The sequence below is a fragment of the Paenibacillus sp. genome (genome assembly GCF_035645195.1).
Classification (GTDB): domain Bacteria; phylum Bacillota; class Bacilli; order Paenibacillales; family YIM-B00363; genus Paenibacillus_AE.
This window is the reverse complement of record NZ_DASQNA010000005.1, coordinates 20,472-36,089: the sequence shown is the minus strand read 5'-3', so window position 1 is coordinate 36,089 and position 15,618 is coordinate 20,472. Positions and strand designations below refer to the sequence as shown.

Annotated in this window: 13 protein-coding genes; 9 read left to right on the top strand and 4 right to left on the bottom strand. The window is 61.5% G+C overall.

All coding sequences use genetic code 11. The features are described 5' to 3' along the window. Positions 1 to 679 (top strand): hypothetical protein (locus tag VE009_RS00820; protein ID WP_325005482.1); only part of this gene is annotated, 679 nt, incomplete at its 5' end. A gap of 68 nt (positions 680 to 747) precedes the next feature. Then, complete coding sequence (locus VE009_RS00815; protein WP_325005481.1) at positions 748 to 1,629, top strand: hypothetical protein; 882 nt, start codon at positions 748 to 750, stop codon at positions 1,627 to 1,629. Here the strand turns inward: VE009_RS00815 and VE009_RS00810 are convergent. Further along, a complete protein-coding gene (locus VE009_RS00810; protein ID WP_325005480.1) occupies positions 1,617 to 2,492 on the bottom strand; it encodes an SDR family oxidoreductase in 876 nt (291 codons plus the stop codon). The genes VE009_RS00815 and VE009_RS00810 overlap by 13 nt on opposite strands. 138 nt (positions 2,493 to 2,630) lie before the next feature. On the opposite strand from VE009_RS00810, the gene VE009_RS00805 reads away from it, so the two are divergent. Next, positions 2,631 to 3,587 (top strand): YafY family protein, encoded by a 957-nt coding sequence (locus VE009_RS00805; RefSeq protein ID WP_325005479.1) that lies wholly within the window; start codon positions 2,631 to 2,633, stop codon positions 3,585 to 3,587. Here VE009_RS00805 and VE009_RS00800 read toward each other — a convergent pair. Beyond that, positions 3,575 to 3,916 (bottom strand): winged helix-turn-helix transcriptional regulator, encoded by a 342-nt coding sequence (locus tag VE009_RS00800; protein ID WP_325005478.1) that lies wholly within the window; start codon positions 3,914 to 3,916, stop codon positions 3,575 to 3,577. The genes VE009_RS00805 and VE009_RS00800 overlap by 13 nt on opposite strands. 121 nt (positions 3,917 to 4,037) lie before the next feature. Here VE009_RS00800 and recQ point away from each other — a divergent pair, with 121 nt between their 5' ends. The 6 genes from recQ (at position 4,038) to VE009_RS00770 (ending at position 12,659) form a co-directional block, all read left to right on the top strand. Continuing rightward, positions 4,038 to 5,825: a DNA helicase RecQ gene (recQ, locus tag VE009_RS00795; protein ID WP_414694755.1), complete on the top strand. Its 1,788-nt coding sequence runs from the start codon at positions 4,038 to 4,040 to the stop codon at positions 5,823 to 5,825. Positions 5,826 to 5,881: 56 nt separating this feature from the next. After that, positions 5,882 to 6,973: a DNA alkylation repair protein gene (locus VE009_RS00790; protein WP_325005476.1), complete on the top strand. Its 1,092-nt coding sequence runs from the start codon at positions 5,882 to 5,884 to the stop codon at positions 6,971 to 6,973. A 96-nt stretch (positions 6,974 to 7,069) separates the two neighbouring features. Then, positions 7,070 to 9,814: an ATP-binding protein gene (locus VE009_RS00785; RefSeq protein WP_325005475.1), complete on the top strand. Its 2,745-nt coding sequence runs from the start codon at positions 7,070 to 7,072 to the stop codon at positions 9,812 to 9,814. Beyond that, positions 9,814 to 10,656: a protein-glutamate O-methyltransferase CheR gene (locus VE009_RS00780; protein ID WP_325005486.1), complete on the top strand. Its 843-nt coding sequence runs from the start codon at positions 9,814 to 9,816 to the stop codon at positions 10,654 to 10,656. The genes VE009_RS00785 and VE009_RS00780 overlap by 1 nt, the downstream gene beginning before the upstream one ends. A gap of 21 nt (positions 10,657 to 10,677) precedes the next feature. After that, entirely contained in the window at positions 10,678 to 12,366 is a 1,689-nt protein-coding gene (locus tag VE009_RS00775) for an ATP-binding protein (protein ID WP_325005474.1), read from the top strand. Positions 12,367 to 12,392: 26 nt separating this feature from the next. After that, entirely contained in the window at positions 12,393 to 12,659 is a 267-nt protein-coding gene (locus VE009_RS00770) for a hypothetical protein (RefSeq protein WP_325005473.1), read from the top strand. 466 nt (positions 12,660 to 13,125) lie between these two features. Here the strand turns inward: VE009_RS00770 and VE009_RS00765 are convergent, their stop codons facing one another. Continuing rightward, positions 13,126 to 13,896, bottom strand: coding sequence for a GNAT family N-acetyltransferase (locus tag VE009_RS00765; protein WP_325005472.1), 771 nt, complete (start codon positions 13,894 to 13,896; stop codon positions 13,126 to 13,128). Positions 13,897 to 13,899: 3 nt separating this feature from the next. Beyond that, positions 13,900 to 15,456 carry an ABC-F family ATP-binding cassette domain-containing protein gene (locus VE009_RS00760; protein WP_325005471.1) on the bottom strand — a complete coding sequence of 519 codons (1,557 nt, stop codon included), beginning with the start codon at positions 15,454 to 15,456 and terminating at the stop codon, positions 13,900 to 13,902. Positions 15,457 to 15,618: the final 162 nt, after the last annotated feature.

The window sequence follows — 15,618 nt, the reverse complement described above, 5'->3', positions numbered from 1 at the left end:
GGTTTTTAAGGGACAAATGTTCTTTATTTGGCGGTTGGGCGGCGCGGCGGGGGTTTGCAAAGGACAAATGTTCCTTATTTGGCGGTTGTGCAGCGCGGTGGCGGTCTGTAAAGGACAAATGTTCCTTATTCGGCGGTTGGGCGGCGCGGCGGCGGTTTGCAAGGGACAAATGTTCCTTATTCCGCGGTTGGGCGGTGCGGCGGCGGTCTGTAAGGGACAAATGTTCCTTATTCGGTGGTTGGGCGGCATGGCGGCGGTCTGTAAGGGACAAATGTTCCTTACTCGGCGGTTGGGCGGCGCGGCGGCGGTCTGTAAGGGACAAATGTTCCTTATTCCGCGGTTGAGAGGCATGGCGGCGGTCTGCAAGGGACAAATGTTCCTTATTCGGCGGTTGGGCGTCATGGCGGCGGTCTGTAAGGGACAAATGTTTCTTATTCGGTGGTTGGGCGTCATGGCGGCGGTTTTTAAGGGACAAATGTTCTTTATTTGGCGGTTGGGCGGCGCGGCGGGGGTTTGCAAAGGACAAATGTTCCTTATTTGGCGGTTGGGCGGCGCGGCAGCGGTCTGTAAGGGACAAATGTTCTTTATTCGGCGGTTGGGCGGCATGGCGGCGGGCTGCAAGGGACAAATGTTCCTTATTCGGCGCCATGGAGGAAAGATGCGGCCCCCTCGCAAATAACCGAACTATATCCGGGGCATACTGGAATACACAATTGACTACATACTATTCGTTCAAGAGGACACGGCATGTTTTCGAGATGGCAAAGTTCCCCCGGCAGCACGTTCCCGCACCGGCTGTTCACGAAGCATCACGACGAGATCAACGGCTTGTACTGGTCCCATATTATCGCGGCGAAGCGGACGACGGACGTCGTGAAAAAAGCGGACAAGCGGCTCCGCCCGACGACCGTGTTCACGGTGCCCCACAAGCACCAGAAACGGATCGCCCCCACGCTCGAGAAGTGGGAGAAGGATTTCAAGGATTTCAATAATTGGGTTCGGCTGTCCGCCTCCGTCGCGGTGAACTCATATATGGAAATTTATTTGCGACGCGTGACGGCGCTCGCGATCGAGTCGAATCCGGGCCTCATCATCGGCGCGCCCGGCGCCATCGACGGCCTGACGCTGCTCAAGTCCCGCCCAGGGTACAACTATTCGGAATACGCGGTCCATTTTACGAAAGGGGATTGGAACACGCGCATCCAGCACTACGAGCGGCTGTTCGGCGCCGCCCCCGCGAAGCTGAAGGAGTGCTGCAAGGAGCTTAACGAGCTGAGAAAAATGCGCAACGGCGTCGGTCACGCGTTCGGGCGCAGCACCGACGAATACGAAACGGGGCTGCAGATGGAGCTGAAGCCGATGATGCGGCTCTCCAACGACCGGTTCAGCTTCTGGCTGCGGATGGTGGAAGAGGTGACCGCCGCGATCGACGATCACCTCAAGGAAAAGCATATCGGACAATACGAGCGCCTGCTTTACTACCACGAGTGGCTGGCGAAGCGGGAAGGGGACCGCCCGAGCCTAAGCGAAGAGGTCGACGCGCTCAGGCGCGCGATGCAAACGGATACGGGCGAAGCGGTCGACCGGGAATGGCTGCGAGGTCTTATCCAGTATTATCACGAATGCTGAATGCCGGCATAGTAGCTGCCCCAATGCGGCTGCGTGCCGTCTTCGTCGCGGATGCCGTATTCGTCCGCGCAGCGCCACGTGCTGTACGCCTGCCCCGACTTCGCGAAGATGCCGGGATCGCTCGCGAGCGCGACGACCGCCGCGCCGATGTATGCGGGCGTTTCCGAGGCGAGGAAGTGCGGATCTTTCGCCGCGGCGTCGCGCCAGTTGTCCTTCGTGACGCCGAAATGGTCGAGCATCTGCTCGGAGCGCAGAAAGCCGGGCGTCAGCGACAGCGCCGCCACGCCGTACGGGCGCAGCTCCTCCGCGAGCGCGGCGGCCAAATGGATATTCGCGACCTTAGCCATGCTGTAATACAGCATGCCGCGGTAGCTGTAGTCGACGCCGTCCGTCACTTCGATGACGAGGCCGCGGCGCCGCTTCACCATGAGCGGCACGCCGTAGTAGTTCGTGATCAAATGTGAAACGACGGCGCGCTGCTGCATCGTGAGGCCGTTCGACAGCGGCTGCTCCCAGAACGGGCGCCCGAATTCGATCAAGCTCTCGCATCCCCAGACATCGTTCACGAGAATGTCCAGCCTGCCCTCCTGCTCCCGATCGACTCGTTCGAATAGCGCTTTAACTTGGCTCTCCACGGTATGATCCGTCCGCACCGCGATGCCGACGCCGCCTGCGGCCGTCACGAGCTCGGCCGTTTCGTCGATCGTCTCGCCGCGGCCGACGTCGGAGCGGCTGTCCCGCGTCGTTCGCCCGGTGACGTATACGGTCGCACCCGCTTCTCCCAACTTAACCGCGATGCCGCGCCCGGCTCCCCGCGTCGCGCCGGCGACGACGGCCACTTGTCCTTCCAACGGTTTATTCATCGTTTCCTATCTCCTTCGTTCCTCGAATTTGGTAATGAACCTCCGTCAGTATAGCCTCGGAAATAAGTCACCCGTTGTCATATTTGTTTGATAAGATGGAGGAAACGGAACAGAAAGAGAAAGAGGTGCGTCGAACGCATGAAAGCGGATCGGCTGCTGTCCATTCTGTTCGCGCTGCAGAACGGCGCGACGCTGACGGTGCGGGAGCTTGCGGAAAAGCTGGAGGTGTCGCCGCGGACCGTATCACGCGACCTCGAGGCGCTGTCCGCGGCGGGCGTGCCCGTGTACGCGGAACGCGGCTACGGCGGCGGCTGGCGGCTCGCGGAAGGGTTTCGGGCGCGATTCAACGGGCTGAAGCGGGACGACGTCGAGCGGCTGCTGCTGTCGCAGTCGTCGGCGGCGCAGATGTTTACGGATTTGGGCAAGGAGAAGGAGTTTCGCGAAACGTGGGACCGGCTGCTGCAGGCGGCTTCCGCGGGCAGCGGGAACGACGCGCGGTCGGTACGCGAGCGCATTCATATCGACGGGGCCGGGTGGCGGGAATCGTTCGAAACGCAGCCGTGGCTGCCGGCGCTGTACGACGCGGTGTGGGCGCGTCGGAAAGTGGCGATGCGTTACGGACGGGACGATGCGGAAGAACGGGAGCTGCTGCCGTTCGGCCTCGTGGCCAAAGGGGGCGCCTGGTACGTCGTCGGCTCGACCGGCGGCGAATTCAGGACGTACCGCATATCGCGGGTGGCGTCGCTCAGGGAGACGGGGGAGACGTTCGAACGCCCGGAAGGGTTCGATCTGGAGTCGTATTGGAAGCAATCGATCGCGTCGTTCCGCGAACGGCTGCCGAGCTATGCGGCGAAACTGAAGCTGACGGCGGCGGCGTACGAGCGGCTGAAGGAGATGCGGTACGTCGCGGTCGCGCGCGAGGAACCGGTCGACGGCGGCGGAATTATCGTCGAAGCGAATCTGCAGACGATCGGCTACGCCGTCGAGTGCTTGCTTCGGCTCGGCGGGGACGGCGTCGAGCTGCTCGAGCCGGACGAGCTGCGTCAAGCGATGCGGGACGCGGTGCTGCGGCTCGCGGCGGCTTACGGCGCGTAGTCCGGCTCTTCCGCTGCGGCGGGGGCTTCGACCCATTCGCTCGCCCATTTCTGCACTTCGCGGAAGACGGGCGCGAGGGCGAGTCCTTTGTCCGTCAGCGAATATTCGATGCGCACCGGCGTTTCCGGATAAACGGAGCGACGAATGATGCCTTCCTGCTCGAGCTCCTTGAGCCGTTCGGAGAGAACGCGGCCGCTCAAATTCGGCAGCGCCGCTTCGATGCGGCAAAACCGCTGCGGTCCCTGCATCAGCTGATGAACGATCAGGCCGGACCAGCGCTTCCCGATAATTTGCATGCTTTTTTCGAACCGGGGGCATATCGGATCCATCGTTTTCACCTCGTTACCCGCATTATACCCCAAACCGGCGAAGCATGGGTACCGCATCTTCCGAAACCGCGTTATAATGCAAGAACGGCATTGGTCGATTTGGCAAAGGGGAACCGGTATGATCGCAACGCAAGCTACAACGTTCTTAAAACGATACTTCGGATACGATTCGTTCAAAAACGGGCAGGAGGAGCTCGTCGCGAACATTTTGCAGGGCCGGGACGTGCTCGGCGTCATGCCGACGGGGGCGGGCAAGTCCGTCTGCTATCAGCTGCCGGCGGCGATGCTGCCGGGGGTGACGCTCGTCGTGTCGCCGCTCATTTCCTTAATGAAGGACCAAGTGGACGCGCTGCAGGAGGTCGGCATTCCGACGACGTTCATCAACAGCACGCTGTCCGCCGAGGAAGTGCGCGAGCGCTTCAGAGACATTAAGGCGGGCAAATATACGCTTCTTTACGTCGCGCCCGAGCGGCTCGAATCGGAGCGGTTTCTGTCGCTGCTCGAGGAGCTGCCGATCCCGCTGCTGGCGGTGGACGAGGCGCACTGCGTGTCGCAGTGGGGGCACGATTTCCGCCCAAGCTACATGAACGTCGGCCGGCTCGTCGGGCGGCTCAAGAAGCGGCCGGTCGTGGCGGCGTTCACGGCGACGGCGACCGACGCGGTAAAGACGGACATCGTCGCGCATTTGAAGATGGTCGACCCGTATCGGGTGACGACCGGCTACGCGCGGGACAACCTGACGTTCTCGGTCGTGAAGGGCGTCAACAAGAAGGAGTTTCTCGAAAGCTACGTGCGCGGCCGGAAAAACGAGTCGGGCATCGTATACGCGTCCACGCGGAAGGAAGTCGAGGAAACGCACAAGTTTTTGCAGAAGCTTGGTCTCAAAGTCGGGCGCTACCACGCAGGGCTCTCCGACGAGGAGCGGCAGCGCAATCAGGAGCTGTTCCAATACGACGATTTGAAATGGATGGTGGCGACGAACGCGTTCGGCATGGGCATCGACAAATCGAACGTGCGGTACGTCGTTCACTACAATTTGCCGAAAAACGTGGAATCGTACTATCAGGAAGCGGGACGCGCCGGACGCGACGGCGAGCCGAGCGAATGCGTGCTGCTGTATGGGCCGCAGGACATCGTCACGCAGAAATTCCTGATCGAGCAAAACGAGTACGACGAAGACCGCAAGCGGATCGAGTACGGCAATTTGAAGTCGATGATCGATTACTGCCATACGTCGGACTGCCTGCAGGCGTACATCGTGCGCTATTTCGGCGGCGAAGAGGCGAAGCCTTGCGGACGCTGCGGCAACTGCACGGACGACCGCGAGGCGGTCGACGTGACGGAGGAGGCGCAGAAGGCGTTCTCGTGCGTCGCCCGGATGCGCCAGCGGTTCGGCATCAACCTGACCGCGAAGGTGCTGCGCGGGGCGAACGACGCGAAGGTGCGGCAGTTCGGGTTCGACCGGCTGCCGACGTACGGCGCGCTGAAGCAATATAAAGAGAAGGATCTCGTCAATTTGCTCAACGGCTTCGTCGCGGACGGATATCTCGCGATGTCGGACGGGCAGTATCCGACGATCGCGCTGACGAATCGCGCCGTGGCGGTGCTCGAGGGGCAGGAGCGCGTGTTCCAGCGCATTACGCGCGTCGCGGAGACGGCGGGGGCGGACGACGAAGCGTACGCGGGCCGCGGCGATTTGTTCGACGCGCTGCGGGCGGTGCGCAAGTCGCTCGCCGACAAGGCGAAGGTACCCCCGTTCACCATATTCCACGACGCGACGCTGCGCGAGATGTGCGCGAAGCTGCCGCGGACGGAGGAAGCTTTGCTCGGCATCAAAGGCGTCGGCGAAAACAAAGTCGCGAAATACGGGCAGGCGTTCCTCGAGTGCATTCGCGCGTACGAAGAGTAAGGCCCGCGGCCTAAGGCTGTTCCGGGGGAAGCCGCGAGAGAGCAGGGAGGGCGTTCATGGAAGCATTGAAGGAAGTGTATGATCTAGCGTTCTTCGAAAACGTATGCGCCGGGGTGAAGGCCGTCTATCCGGCGTTCGACGCGGACGGCTACCTCGGCCGCGTGTTCGCGCCCGATTGGGCGGAGCTCGCGCTGAAGCAGCGGATGCGGCGGGCGTCGACCGCGCTGCGGGCGGGACTGCCGGAAGCGTACGCCGACGCGCTCGACATCGTGCTCGCGGCCGCAGACCGATGCGGCAGCGGGCTCCCGCAGCTCATGTTTCCCGACTTCGTCGAGGTATACGGCGAAGACGATCCGGATCGCTCGATTCCGGCGCTCGCCCGGCTGACTCGGTACTCGAGCAGCGAATTCGCGGTGCGTCCGTTCCTGCTGCGCTACCGGGAGCGGATGCTCGCGCAGCTGCTCGACTGGGCGGAAGACGCGGACGAGCACGTCCGCCGGCTCGCGAGCGAGGGCAGCCGCCCGCGCTTGCCGTGGGGGATGGCGCTGCAGCCGTTCAAGCGCGATCCGTCGCCGCTTCTGCCGGTGCTGGAGAAGCTGAAGGCGGATCCGTCGGAATACGTTCGCCGCAGCGTCGCCAACCATCTGAACGACATCTCGAAGGACCATCCGACGCTCGTGTTGGACATCGCGCGGCGTTGGCTCGGCCGGCATCCGCATACGGATTGGATCGTGCGGCACGCGTGCCGCACGATGCTGAAGAAGGGCGTGCCCGAGGCGCTGGCGCTGTTCGGCGTCGCCGACGCGGCCGGCGTACGCGTCGAGCGGCTCGCGCTGGAGTCGGACGCGATCCCCTGGGGCGGGGAGCTGCGGGGGGCGTTCGATGTGGTCGTCGAAGGCGGCGCCGCGCGGAAGCTGCGCGTCGAATACGCCATCGACTATGTCAAAGCGAACGGGACGCGCTCGCGCAAAGTGTTCAAGCTGTCCGAACGCGAATTCGCGTCCGGAGAGACGCGTCTTGCGTTCCGGCAGTCGTTCCGCGACATGACGACGCGCAAGCATTATCCGGGGGAGCACCGGGCGGCGGTGATCGTCAACGGAACGGAGCTTGCCGCCGTTTCGTTCGCTCTTGAAGAAGTTCGCGCTTAGCGTTAAAAAAAGGTCGCGATATGCGACCTTTTTTATTTCTTTTTATTCACTAGAGAAGGCGAAATATGCTAGTCTTACTATGATGAAAGTGAGCGATTGGGGGACTTGGCGGCTTTGAGCATCCGGTATCGCATTTATCTCGGTTTTGCATCGATTATTGTTTTCCTTGGGATATTCGCGTTCGCGATTTTCGGCGCTATAACGGAAATGAACGACAACACGGAGGAGATCGGCGGCGATTTATATAGGAAGGTGGAGTTAGCCCACCAAATCCAGACGACGGTCGGCGGCATGGACGAAGCGATGCTGATGCTTCTGGTGGAGGAGGAGCCGGACGAGGCGTTGTGGACGATTTCGGTCGGGCGCGACCGGCTGCGCGCGATCCACTCCGAGCTGTCGGGCCGCATCACGACGGAGCGCGGACTTGTGCTGTACCGAGAGGCCGGACGTATCTACGCGGAATTCGAAGCGTTGACCGACCGGTACATCCGATACGTGAGCAGCGGGGAGAAGGAGCGGGCAGTGGAGTTCCTCCGCTCGGATGTAATTCCTGTGCGGGACGAATTGCAGCTGAAGCTCGACGAATTCACGCAGCATCAGGAAAGCTTGATGGAAGGCAAAGTCGACTCGACGGCGGACCAGCACCGGATGGTCCGAGATTGGGTGTGGTACGGCCTCGCGGCGCTGATGCTGCTGTCGGTCGTGACGGCGATCGGCGTCGCCCGAAGCACGCTTCGGAGCATCCGAAGCATTTCCGAAGTCATGAACAAGGTGAAAGATCTCGAATCGGCCAAATCGATGCCGCGCATGGAAGCGAACCAAGGGGAAGAGCTGGCGATCATCGTCAAGGCGTACAACCGGATGGCGGATTTCCTAGAAACGCAGGCGCAGCTGGAGGCCGAAAGCAAGCGGCTGCTGGAGGAAGGACACTGGATCAAATCGAACGTCGCGGCGGCGGTCAATTTAGGCCAAGGCGCCCGCACGCTGGACGCGTTCGGCGAGCGTCTGCTGTCCCACGTCGTGCCGGCCTCCGGCGCCAGCGCGGGCGCGCTCTATTACGCCGATCCGTCGCTGTCACCCGATCTGTTCGTTCGCGTCGCCGCCTACGCCGGAGGCGAGGGCTGCAACGCGTACGCCGAGGCGTTCCAGCGCGGGGAAGGGCTGATCGGCCAGTGCGCCGCGCTCGGACGCGTCATCGAGCAGAAGGCGCCGGCGAACCATCTCCGCGTTGTGTCCGGACTCGGCGAAAGCGAAGTCACGCATTTGCTGCTGTTCCCGATTTCGTTCGAGGGCAGCGTCGTGGCGGTGCTCGAGCTCGGCTCGTTCGCTCCGTTCGAGCCGGTCGTTCGCGCGTTCCTCGAGGAGCTGACGACCGGCGCGACCGGCGTATCGCTTCACAACATTTCGAATCATATGCGCATCCAAACGCTGCTCAGCGAATCGCAAACGTACGTCGAAGAGCTGCAGACGCAATCCGAAGAGCTTCAGCAGCAGCAAGAGGAGCTGCGGTCGCTGAACGAGAAGCTGGCGGAGCAGTTCCGCTACGCCGAGCAGCGCACCCACGAGCTCGAAGTCATCCGCGGCGAGCTGATGGAGAAGGCGGAAGAGCTACAGGCGAGCTCGCAGTTCAAATCGGAGTTTCTCGCCAACATGTCGCATGAGCTTCGGACGCCGCTCAACAGCCTGCTCATCCTCGCACAGATGCTCGCGGACGACCCGGAGCGTCAGCTGTCGGACAAGCAGCGGGAGTACGCGCAGACGATTCTGTATTCCGGGAACGAGCTGCTGGCGCTGATCAACGACGTATTGGATTTGTCGAAAATCGAAGCCGGCCAGATGGAAGTCGCGGAGGAGCCGTTCTCGCTGTGCGAGTTCGTCAGCGACGTCGAGCGGCAGTTCCGCGGCATGGCCGCGAAGAAGGGGCTCGCCTTCGACGTTCGCGTCGCGGAAGAGCTTCACGACGGGGTGTTCATCACCGACCCGCGCAAGCTGCAGCAGATCGTTAACAACCTGCTTTCGAACGCGATCAAATTTACGGACGCAGGCTCCGTCAAACTGGACGTCTACGTCGAGACGGAGGGCGGCAAGCTGCCGGAAGGCACGTCGCTGCTGGCGTTCCAGGTGCGCGATACCGGCATCGGCATCCCGGCCGAGAAGCATTCGCTCATCTTCGAAGCGTTCCGCCAAGCCGACGGCCGCACGAACCGCAAATACGGCGGTACCGGGCTCGGACTGTCGATTTCGAAGGAGCTGGCGTCGATGCTGGGCGGGACGATCCGGCTCGCGAGCAAGGAGGGCGCCGGCAGCGTGTTCACCGCCGCGATCCCGATGAAGAAGCTCGAGCTCGTCGCGATGCGGGAAGCGGCGGCCGGGTATGCAAGCCTGGAGCTTGCCGCGGAACCGGAGTCTCCGCGCGGCAAGCCTTCCCAGGAGCAGGCCGTTCCTTCGCGGCGCGGCAAAATTTTGCTCGTCGACGACGACATTCGGAACGTATACGCGCTTTCCGCGGCGCTTATCGAGCATCAATACGAGGTCGTGTTCGCAGAAGAAGGCGGCTCCGCGCTGCAGAAGCTGGAAGAGCATTCCGACATCGATCTCGTGCTGATGGATATGATGATGCCGGGCATCGACGGCTACGCGGCGACGCAGGCGATTCGCGCGAACCCGCGATTCGCCGATTTGCCGGTCATCGCGCTGACCGCGAAAGCGATGAAGCAAGACAGGGAGCTGTGCCTCGAGGCCGGGGCGAACGATTACTTGAGCAAGCCTGTCAAGCTGGATAAGCTGCTTTCGCTGCTACGCGTATGGATGCACAGCAAGGGGGAGGAACAAGGACATTGATGCAAGATTTCGACGGCTCCGGACCGGAAGCGGCGAACGACGTTCTGGAGCAGATCGAAGTTCAGCTGCTGCTCGAAGGCGTGTATCGCATCTATGGATATGATTTTCGCCAGTATGCGCCGAACTCGATTCGCAGGCGGGCCAAGCACCGGATGGAGGCCGAGCGGCTTCGGACGATCTCGGAGCTGCAGTCGCTCGTCCTGCGCGATCCCGCCGCGATGCAGCGGCTGCTGCAGGATTTCAGCATCCCCGTAACGGAAATGTTCCGCGACCCGGACGTCTTCCGGGCGCTGCGCAAGCAGGTGCTGCCCGCGCTGAAGAAGCTGCCGAATTTCCGCATTTGGCACGCGGGCTGCTCCACGGGGGAAGAGGTATATTCGATGGCCATCATGCTGCGGGAAGAAGGCTTGGAAGGCCGCGGCACCATCTATGCGACCGACATGAACGACGCGTCGCTGGAGCAAGCGCGGGCAGGATTGTTCCCGCTCAACCGGATGAAGCTGTACACGAGCAATTATTTGAAGGCGGAAGGACGCCTCCCGTTTTCCGAGTATTATTCCGTCGCCGACGAGAAGGCGCGGTTCGATCCGACCTTGCGCAAGCATGTCGTCTTCGCGCGGCACAATTTGGCCACGGACCACTCGTTTAACGAGTTTCATTTGATTCTGTGCAGGAACGTCCTAATTTATTTCAATCCGGAGCTGCAGGCGCGCGTACTTCGGCTGTTCCGGGAAAGCATGGCGCCCGGCGGCACGCTGGCGCTCGGCACCCGTGAGGCCGTATTGCAGCGGACGGATTGGGAGGAGATCGATCCGGTGCACCGTTTGTATAAAGCAGTTTAGGAAGGAACGGGTGTGCGGCAAATGAACGCGAGGATGAACGACAGAGGCGTCGAACCGATGTCGAACGAGAGGAGCGACGCGATGGTTCCGGACGAAATCGTGGAAATATTAATGGTGGACGACCGTCCGGAAAATTTGCTGGCTTTGGAAGCGACGTTGGAGTCTCCTTCCTATCGGCTGGTCGGCAAAACGTCCGGCGAGGACGCGCTGCGGTACGTGTTGAATTCCGATCTTCGTCGGCTCGCCCTGATTTTGATGGACGTGCAGATGCCCGGCATGGACGGGTACGAAACGGCGATGCTGATGCGGGAGCGCAAGGAGCTCCGGCAGGTGCCCATCATTTTCATCACCGCCACGTACAAATCGAAAACGAACGTCAAGCAAGGGTACTTCTCCGGCTCGATCGACTATATCTTCAAACCGTTCGATCCGGACGTACTGCGTTGGAAGGTCGAAAATTTCGTCAGCATGTACCGCCATCAGCGGGAGCTCAAGCTTAAGAACGCTCTGCTGGTGCAGCGCAATCAAGAGATCGAGCGGGTGAACCAGCGGCTGCTCGAGGCGGAGCGGGAGCTGCTGCTGCACCAGAAGGTGCTCGAGCAGATGGTGGAGGCGCGGACGAAGCAGCTGCGGGAGGCGAACCAGGAAATTTACCAGTCGCAGCGCCGGTTTCGGACGATGTTTTACACGAATCCGAACATGATCGCCATACGCCGCGTGCACGACGGCAAATATCTCGACGTCAACGACGCGTGGGAGAAAACGTCGGGGTACAACGTGGAGCAGATGAACGCGCTGGGCGGCGACGCGCTTCGCATCCGGTCGTCGGAAAAGAGCGAGCTCGGCTCCCGCCAAATCGAATACGTCACGAGCAAAGGAGAAACGAGGCAGGGACTGCTGTCGACGCAGATGCTCGAGGTGAACGACGAGGCGTGCGAGTTGATCGTCATCACCGACATTTCGGAGCGGGTCGCGCTGCAGAAGCACTTGAACCGGCTCGACCGATTGAATTTGATCGGGGAGATGGCGGCCGGCATCGCGCACGAGATCCGCAACCCGATGACGACGATTCAAGGCTTCTTGCAAATGTGGCGCAAAAGCGAGCAGCCGCTCCCGCGCGAGCATATCGACCTGATGCTGTCCGAGTTGCTGCGGGCGAATTCGATCATTACCGAATATTTATCGCTCGCGGGCAATAAGGAAAGCCACTTCGCGGTCCACGCGATGGCGGATATCGTCGATTCGATCCTCCCGCTGCTGCAGGCGGTCGCCGTCATGGCGGAGAAGCAGGTGACGGTCGTGCACGAGGCGAAGGACGTGCTGCTGCGGGTGGACGAGAAGGAAATGCGGCAGGTGCTGCTGAACCTGTCCAAGAACGGGCTGGAAGCGATGCAGCCGGGCGGCCTGTTGACGATTCGGACGTATACGGACGGGGGCGAGGCGGTCATCGACGTCAAAGACGAAGGACCGGGCATTCCGGAGGCGGATTTGGCGAAGCTCGGCACGCCGTTCTTCACGACGAAGGATCACGGCACCGGGTTGGGCCTTGCGCTCTGCTACAGCATTATCGAGCGGCATCAAGGCAGCATCGCGGTCGCGTCGGGATCGCTCGGCACGGTGTTCAGCGTCAGGCTGCCCATCTATCGGCCGACCGACGGGGAAGCGGAGCAGGCGGCGGCGCACGGGGCGGCACGCTCGGAGGATGATTAGCACGTACGATAAGGAGGGATAATAATATGAAATTGGATATCGGATCGGCGGAAATGAAGCGTCACGAAGACGGCTCGTACGTAGGGCAGGTGCGCTTCCGCGTCGAAGGTCATCCGCAGGCGTACGAAATTACGCTGTTCAGCGAGGCGGGCGACGCGTGGGATTACGGCCTCCATTTCGCCGAGGAGTCGGGGAGCGAGGCGCATATCGACGCGGTCGAGGCATTCCTCGAAGAGGACGACGACGCGTTCGAAGCGCTGGTGGAGGCGGCGTTGGCCGCGCAGGCGAAGTAAGCAGCAAGCCGGGAGCAGCGTCGGGGAAGCCCGGCGGCGGCGATCGTCCTTCGGGGCGGTCGCTTTTTTTTGTTTCGGGAGGGCGCGGCGGCGGTCTGTAAGGGACAAATGTTTCTTATTCGGCGGTCGGCGGGTCTTTTGGCGGTCTGTAAGGGACAAATGTTCCTTATTCGGCGGTCGGCGGGTCTTTCGGCGGGCTGTTAGGGACAAATGTTCCTTATTCGGCGGTTGGCGGGTCTTGCGGCGGTCTGTAAGGGACAAATGTTCCTTATTCGGCGGTTGGCGGGTCTTGCGGCGGTCTGTAAGGGACAAATGTTTCTTATTCGGCGGTTGGTGCTTCTTTCGGCGGTCTGTAAGCGACAAATGTTTCTTATTCGGCGGTTGGTGGTTCTTTCGGCGGTCTGTAAGGGACAAAAGTCGCTTATACGAAAAAACTCCCCCGGACTTCAGTCCAGAGGGAGCGGTCTCACCGGGCTTGCCGGTAGTGGAAGCGCGAAAGGATGTCGAAGCCGACTTTACGGTACAGCGCGATCGCGGGCTCGTTGCTCTCGACCACCTGCAGCCATAGCCGCGACGCGCCTTCGCGCTCGGCCCACGCGGCCAGCGCGCGGAGCAGCTGCGCGGCGACGCCTTGGCGGCGCCGGTCCGGCGCGACGATGACGTTGCTGACGCCGACCCAGCCGCGCTCGGCGACGCCGGTCGCGAGGCCGACGAGCGCTCCGTCCGCGTCGACGAGGCGCAGGAACGTCCGCACCGGGCCGATCGCGCCGAAAATATGCGCATACGCCGGCGCGCGGGCCGGCTCGAAGCCCTCGAGCCGAATGAAATCGGCGATCCACCGGTCGTCGGCGTTCTCCGCGTACACCGGCGCGAAGCGGTCGTCCGCGGCCGTCCGCTCCAGCGTCTCCCGCACGGAGCCGATCATGAAATAGCCGGGATAGAGCGGCTCGTATCCGGCTTCGGCGAGGGCGCTCGTCACGCCGGAGGGCGTCGCGTCGCTGATGTAGAAGCACGGCGCAAGGCCGCGGCGGCGGTAGAACGACTCGACGTTGCCGCGCCAATCGCCTCCCGGAAGCGGTCCGACCGTCCAGGCGCTGTTCGCCCGTTTCGTAATGCCGAACGTCGCCCGCAGCCGCCATGCGCCGTACGCCTGCACGACGAACGGCGCCCACGCGTTGGCCGCGAGTTCCTCTACGAGCTTCACTGTGGTCAAATCAAGCGCTGCTTCCGGTTCCATACGTTAAAACACCTTCGTCGTCCAAGATTCGCAGTTCCACACGTCCGTCGCGATGTCGCGATAAAACTCCGGCTCGTGGGAGATGAGCAGGATCGTCCCTTTGTATTCGCGGAGCGCGCGCTTCAGCTCGTCCTTCGCGTCGACGTCCAAATGGTTCGTCGGCTCGTCGAGCACGAGCACGTTCGTTTCGCGGTTGATCAGCTTGCACAGCCGCACCTTCGCCTTCTCGCCGCCGCTTAGCACGTCGATTTTGCTTTCGATATGCTTCGTCGTGAGACCGCATTTCGCGAGCGCGGCGCGCACCTCGAACTGCGAGTACGACGGGAATTCGCTCCACACCTCGTCGATGCACGTGTTGCCGTTGGAATTCTTCACTTCCTGCTCGAAGTATCCGATGTGCAGGTAGTCTCCTCGCTCCACTTCGCCCGCCACCGGGCGAATTTCGCCGAGCAGGCTGCGCAGCAGCGTCGTTTTGCCGATGCCGTTCGCCCCGACGAGCGCCACTTTCTGGCCTCGTTCCAGCTTTAGATCGAGCGGACGGGACAGCGGCTCGTCGTACCCGATCACGAGGCCGCGCGTTTCGAAAATCGTTTTCCCTGACGTCCGCGCCTCCTTGAAATGGAATTGCGGCTTCGGCTTCTCTTTCGCGAGCTCGATCACTTCCATCTTGTCGAGCTTCTTCTGCCGCGACATCGCCATGTTCCGCGTCGACACCCGCGCCTTGTTGCGCGCCACGAAATCTTTCAAATCCTCGATTTCCTGCTGCTGGCGCTTGTACGCCGCCTCGAGCTGCTGCTGCTTCGCCTCGTACACCGAAACGAAGTGGTCGTAGTCGCCGACGTAACGGGTCAATTCTTGGTTCGCCATATGGTAAATCAAGTTGACGACGCTGTTCAGGAACGGAATATCGTGAGAAATCAAAATAAAGGCGTTCTCGTATTCCTGCAAAAAGCGCTTCAGCCATTCGATATGCTTCTCGTCCAAATAGTTCGTCGGCTCATCTAACAGCAAAATGTCGGGCTTCTCGAGCAGCAGCTTCGCGAGCAGCACCTTCGTGCGCTGGCCGCCGGACAAATCGTGCACGTCGCGCTCGAGGCCGATGTCGTCGAGCCCGAGGCCGCGGGCTACTTCTTCGATTTTCGCGTCGATCGTATAGAAATCGTTCGATTGCAGCGTATCCTGATAAGTGCCTACGTCTTCCAGCATGCGCTCCATCTCTTCCGGCGTCGCCTCCGCCATCGCTTCGTACAGGCGGTTGATTTCCGCTTCCATGTCGAACAAGTAGCGGAACGCCGTCTTCAGCACGTCGCGAATCGAGTGCCCTTTCGTCAGCGCGGCGTGCTGGTCGAGATAGCCGACGCGGACGTTGCGCGCCCATTCGATTTTTCCCGCGTCCGGCTCGAGCTGGCCCGTCACGATGTTCATGAACGTCGATTTGCCTTCGCCGTTCGCGCCGATCAGGCCGATATGCTCGCCCTTGAGCAGCCGGAACGACACGTCGTTGAAAATCGCCCGGTCGCCGAAGCCGTGGGATAAGTGAGTTACCGTCAATATGCTCATGTTTCGCACCTTTTCCTGTAGTCGTTCCTTCGATTATAAGTGCTCTGCCGCCGGGTGTACAATGGAAAACGTTCGAAACGCGTTTGTCCGGGGAGGGGGCTAAGGCGCCGCCGTGCGCGAGCCGTCCCGATTCGTTACAATACAGTAACAGCAAGATACATT

What these genes read in the sequence shown, in the direction of transcription:
- VE009_RS00815 (WP_325005481.1), top strand. Translation starts at nt 748, where the DNA reads ATGTTTTCGAGATGGCAAAGTTCCCCCGGCAGCACGTTCCCGCACCGG.
- VE009_RS00810 (WP_325005480.1), bottom strand. Translation starts at nt 2,492, where the DNA reads ATGAATAAACCGTTGGAAGGACAAGTGGCCGTCGTCGCCGGCGCGACG.
- VE009_RS00805 (WP_325005479.1), top strand. Translation starts at nt 2,631, where the DNA reads ATGAAAGCGGATCGGCTGCTGTCCATTCTGTTCGCGCTGCAGAACGGC.
- VE009_RS00800 (WP_325005478.1), bottom strand. Translation starts at nt 3,916, where the DNA reads ATGGATCCGATATGCCCCCGGTTCGAAAAAAGCATGCAAATTATCGGG.
- VE009_RS00790 (WP_325005476.1), top strand. Translation starts at nt 5,882, where the DNA reads ATGGAAGCATTGAAGGAAGTGTATGATCTAGCGTTCTTCGAAAACGTA.
- VE009_RS00780 (WP_325005486.1), top strand. Translation starts at nt 9,814, where the DNA reads ATGCAAGATTTCGACGGCTCCGGACCGGAAGCGGCGAACGACGTTCTG.
- VE009_RS00775 (WP_325005474.1), top strand. Translation starts at nt 10,678, where the DNA reads ATGAACGCGAGGATGAACGACAGAGGCGTCGAACCGATGTCGAACGAG.
- VE009_RS00770 (WP_325005473.1), top strand. Translation starts at nt 12,393, where the DNA reads ATGAAATTGGATATCGGATCGGCGGAAATGAAGCGTCACGAAGACGGC.
- VE009_RS00765 (WP_325005472.1), bottom strand. Translation starts at nt 13,896, where the DNA reads ATGGAACCGGAAGCAGCGCTTGATTTGACCACAGTGAAGCTCGTAGAG.
- VE009_RS00760 (WP_325005471.1), bottom strand. Translation starts at nt 15,456, where the DNA reads ATGAGCATATTGACGGTAACTCACTTATCCCACGGCTTCGGCGACCGG.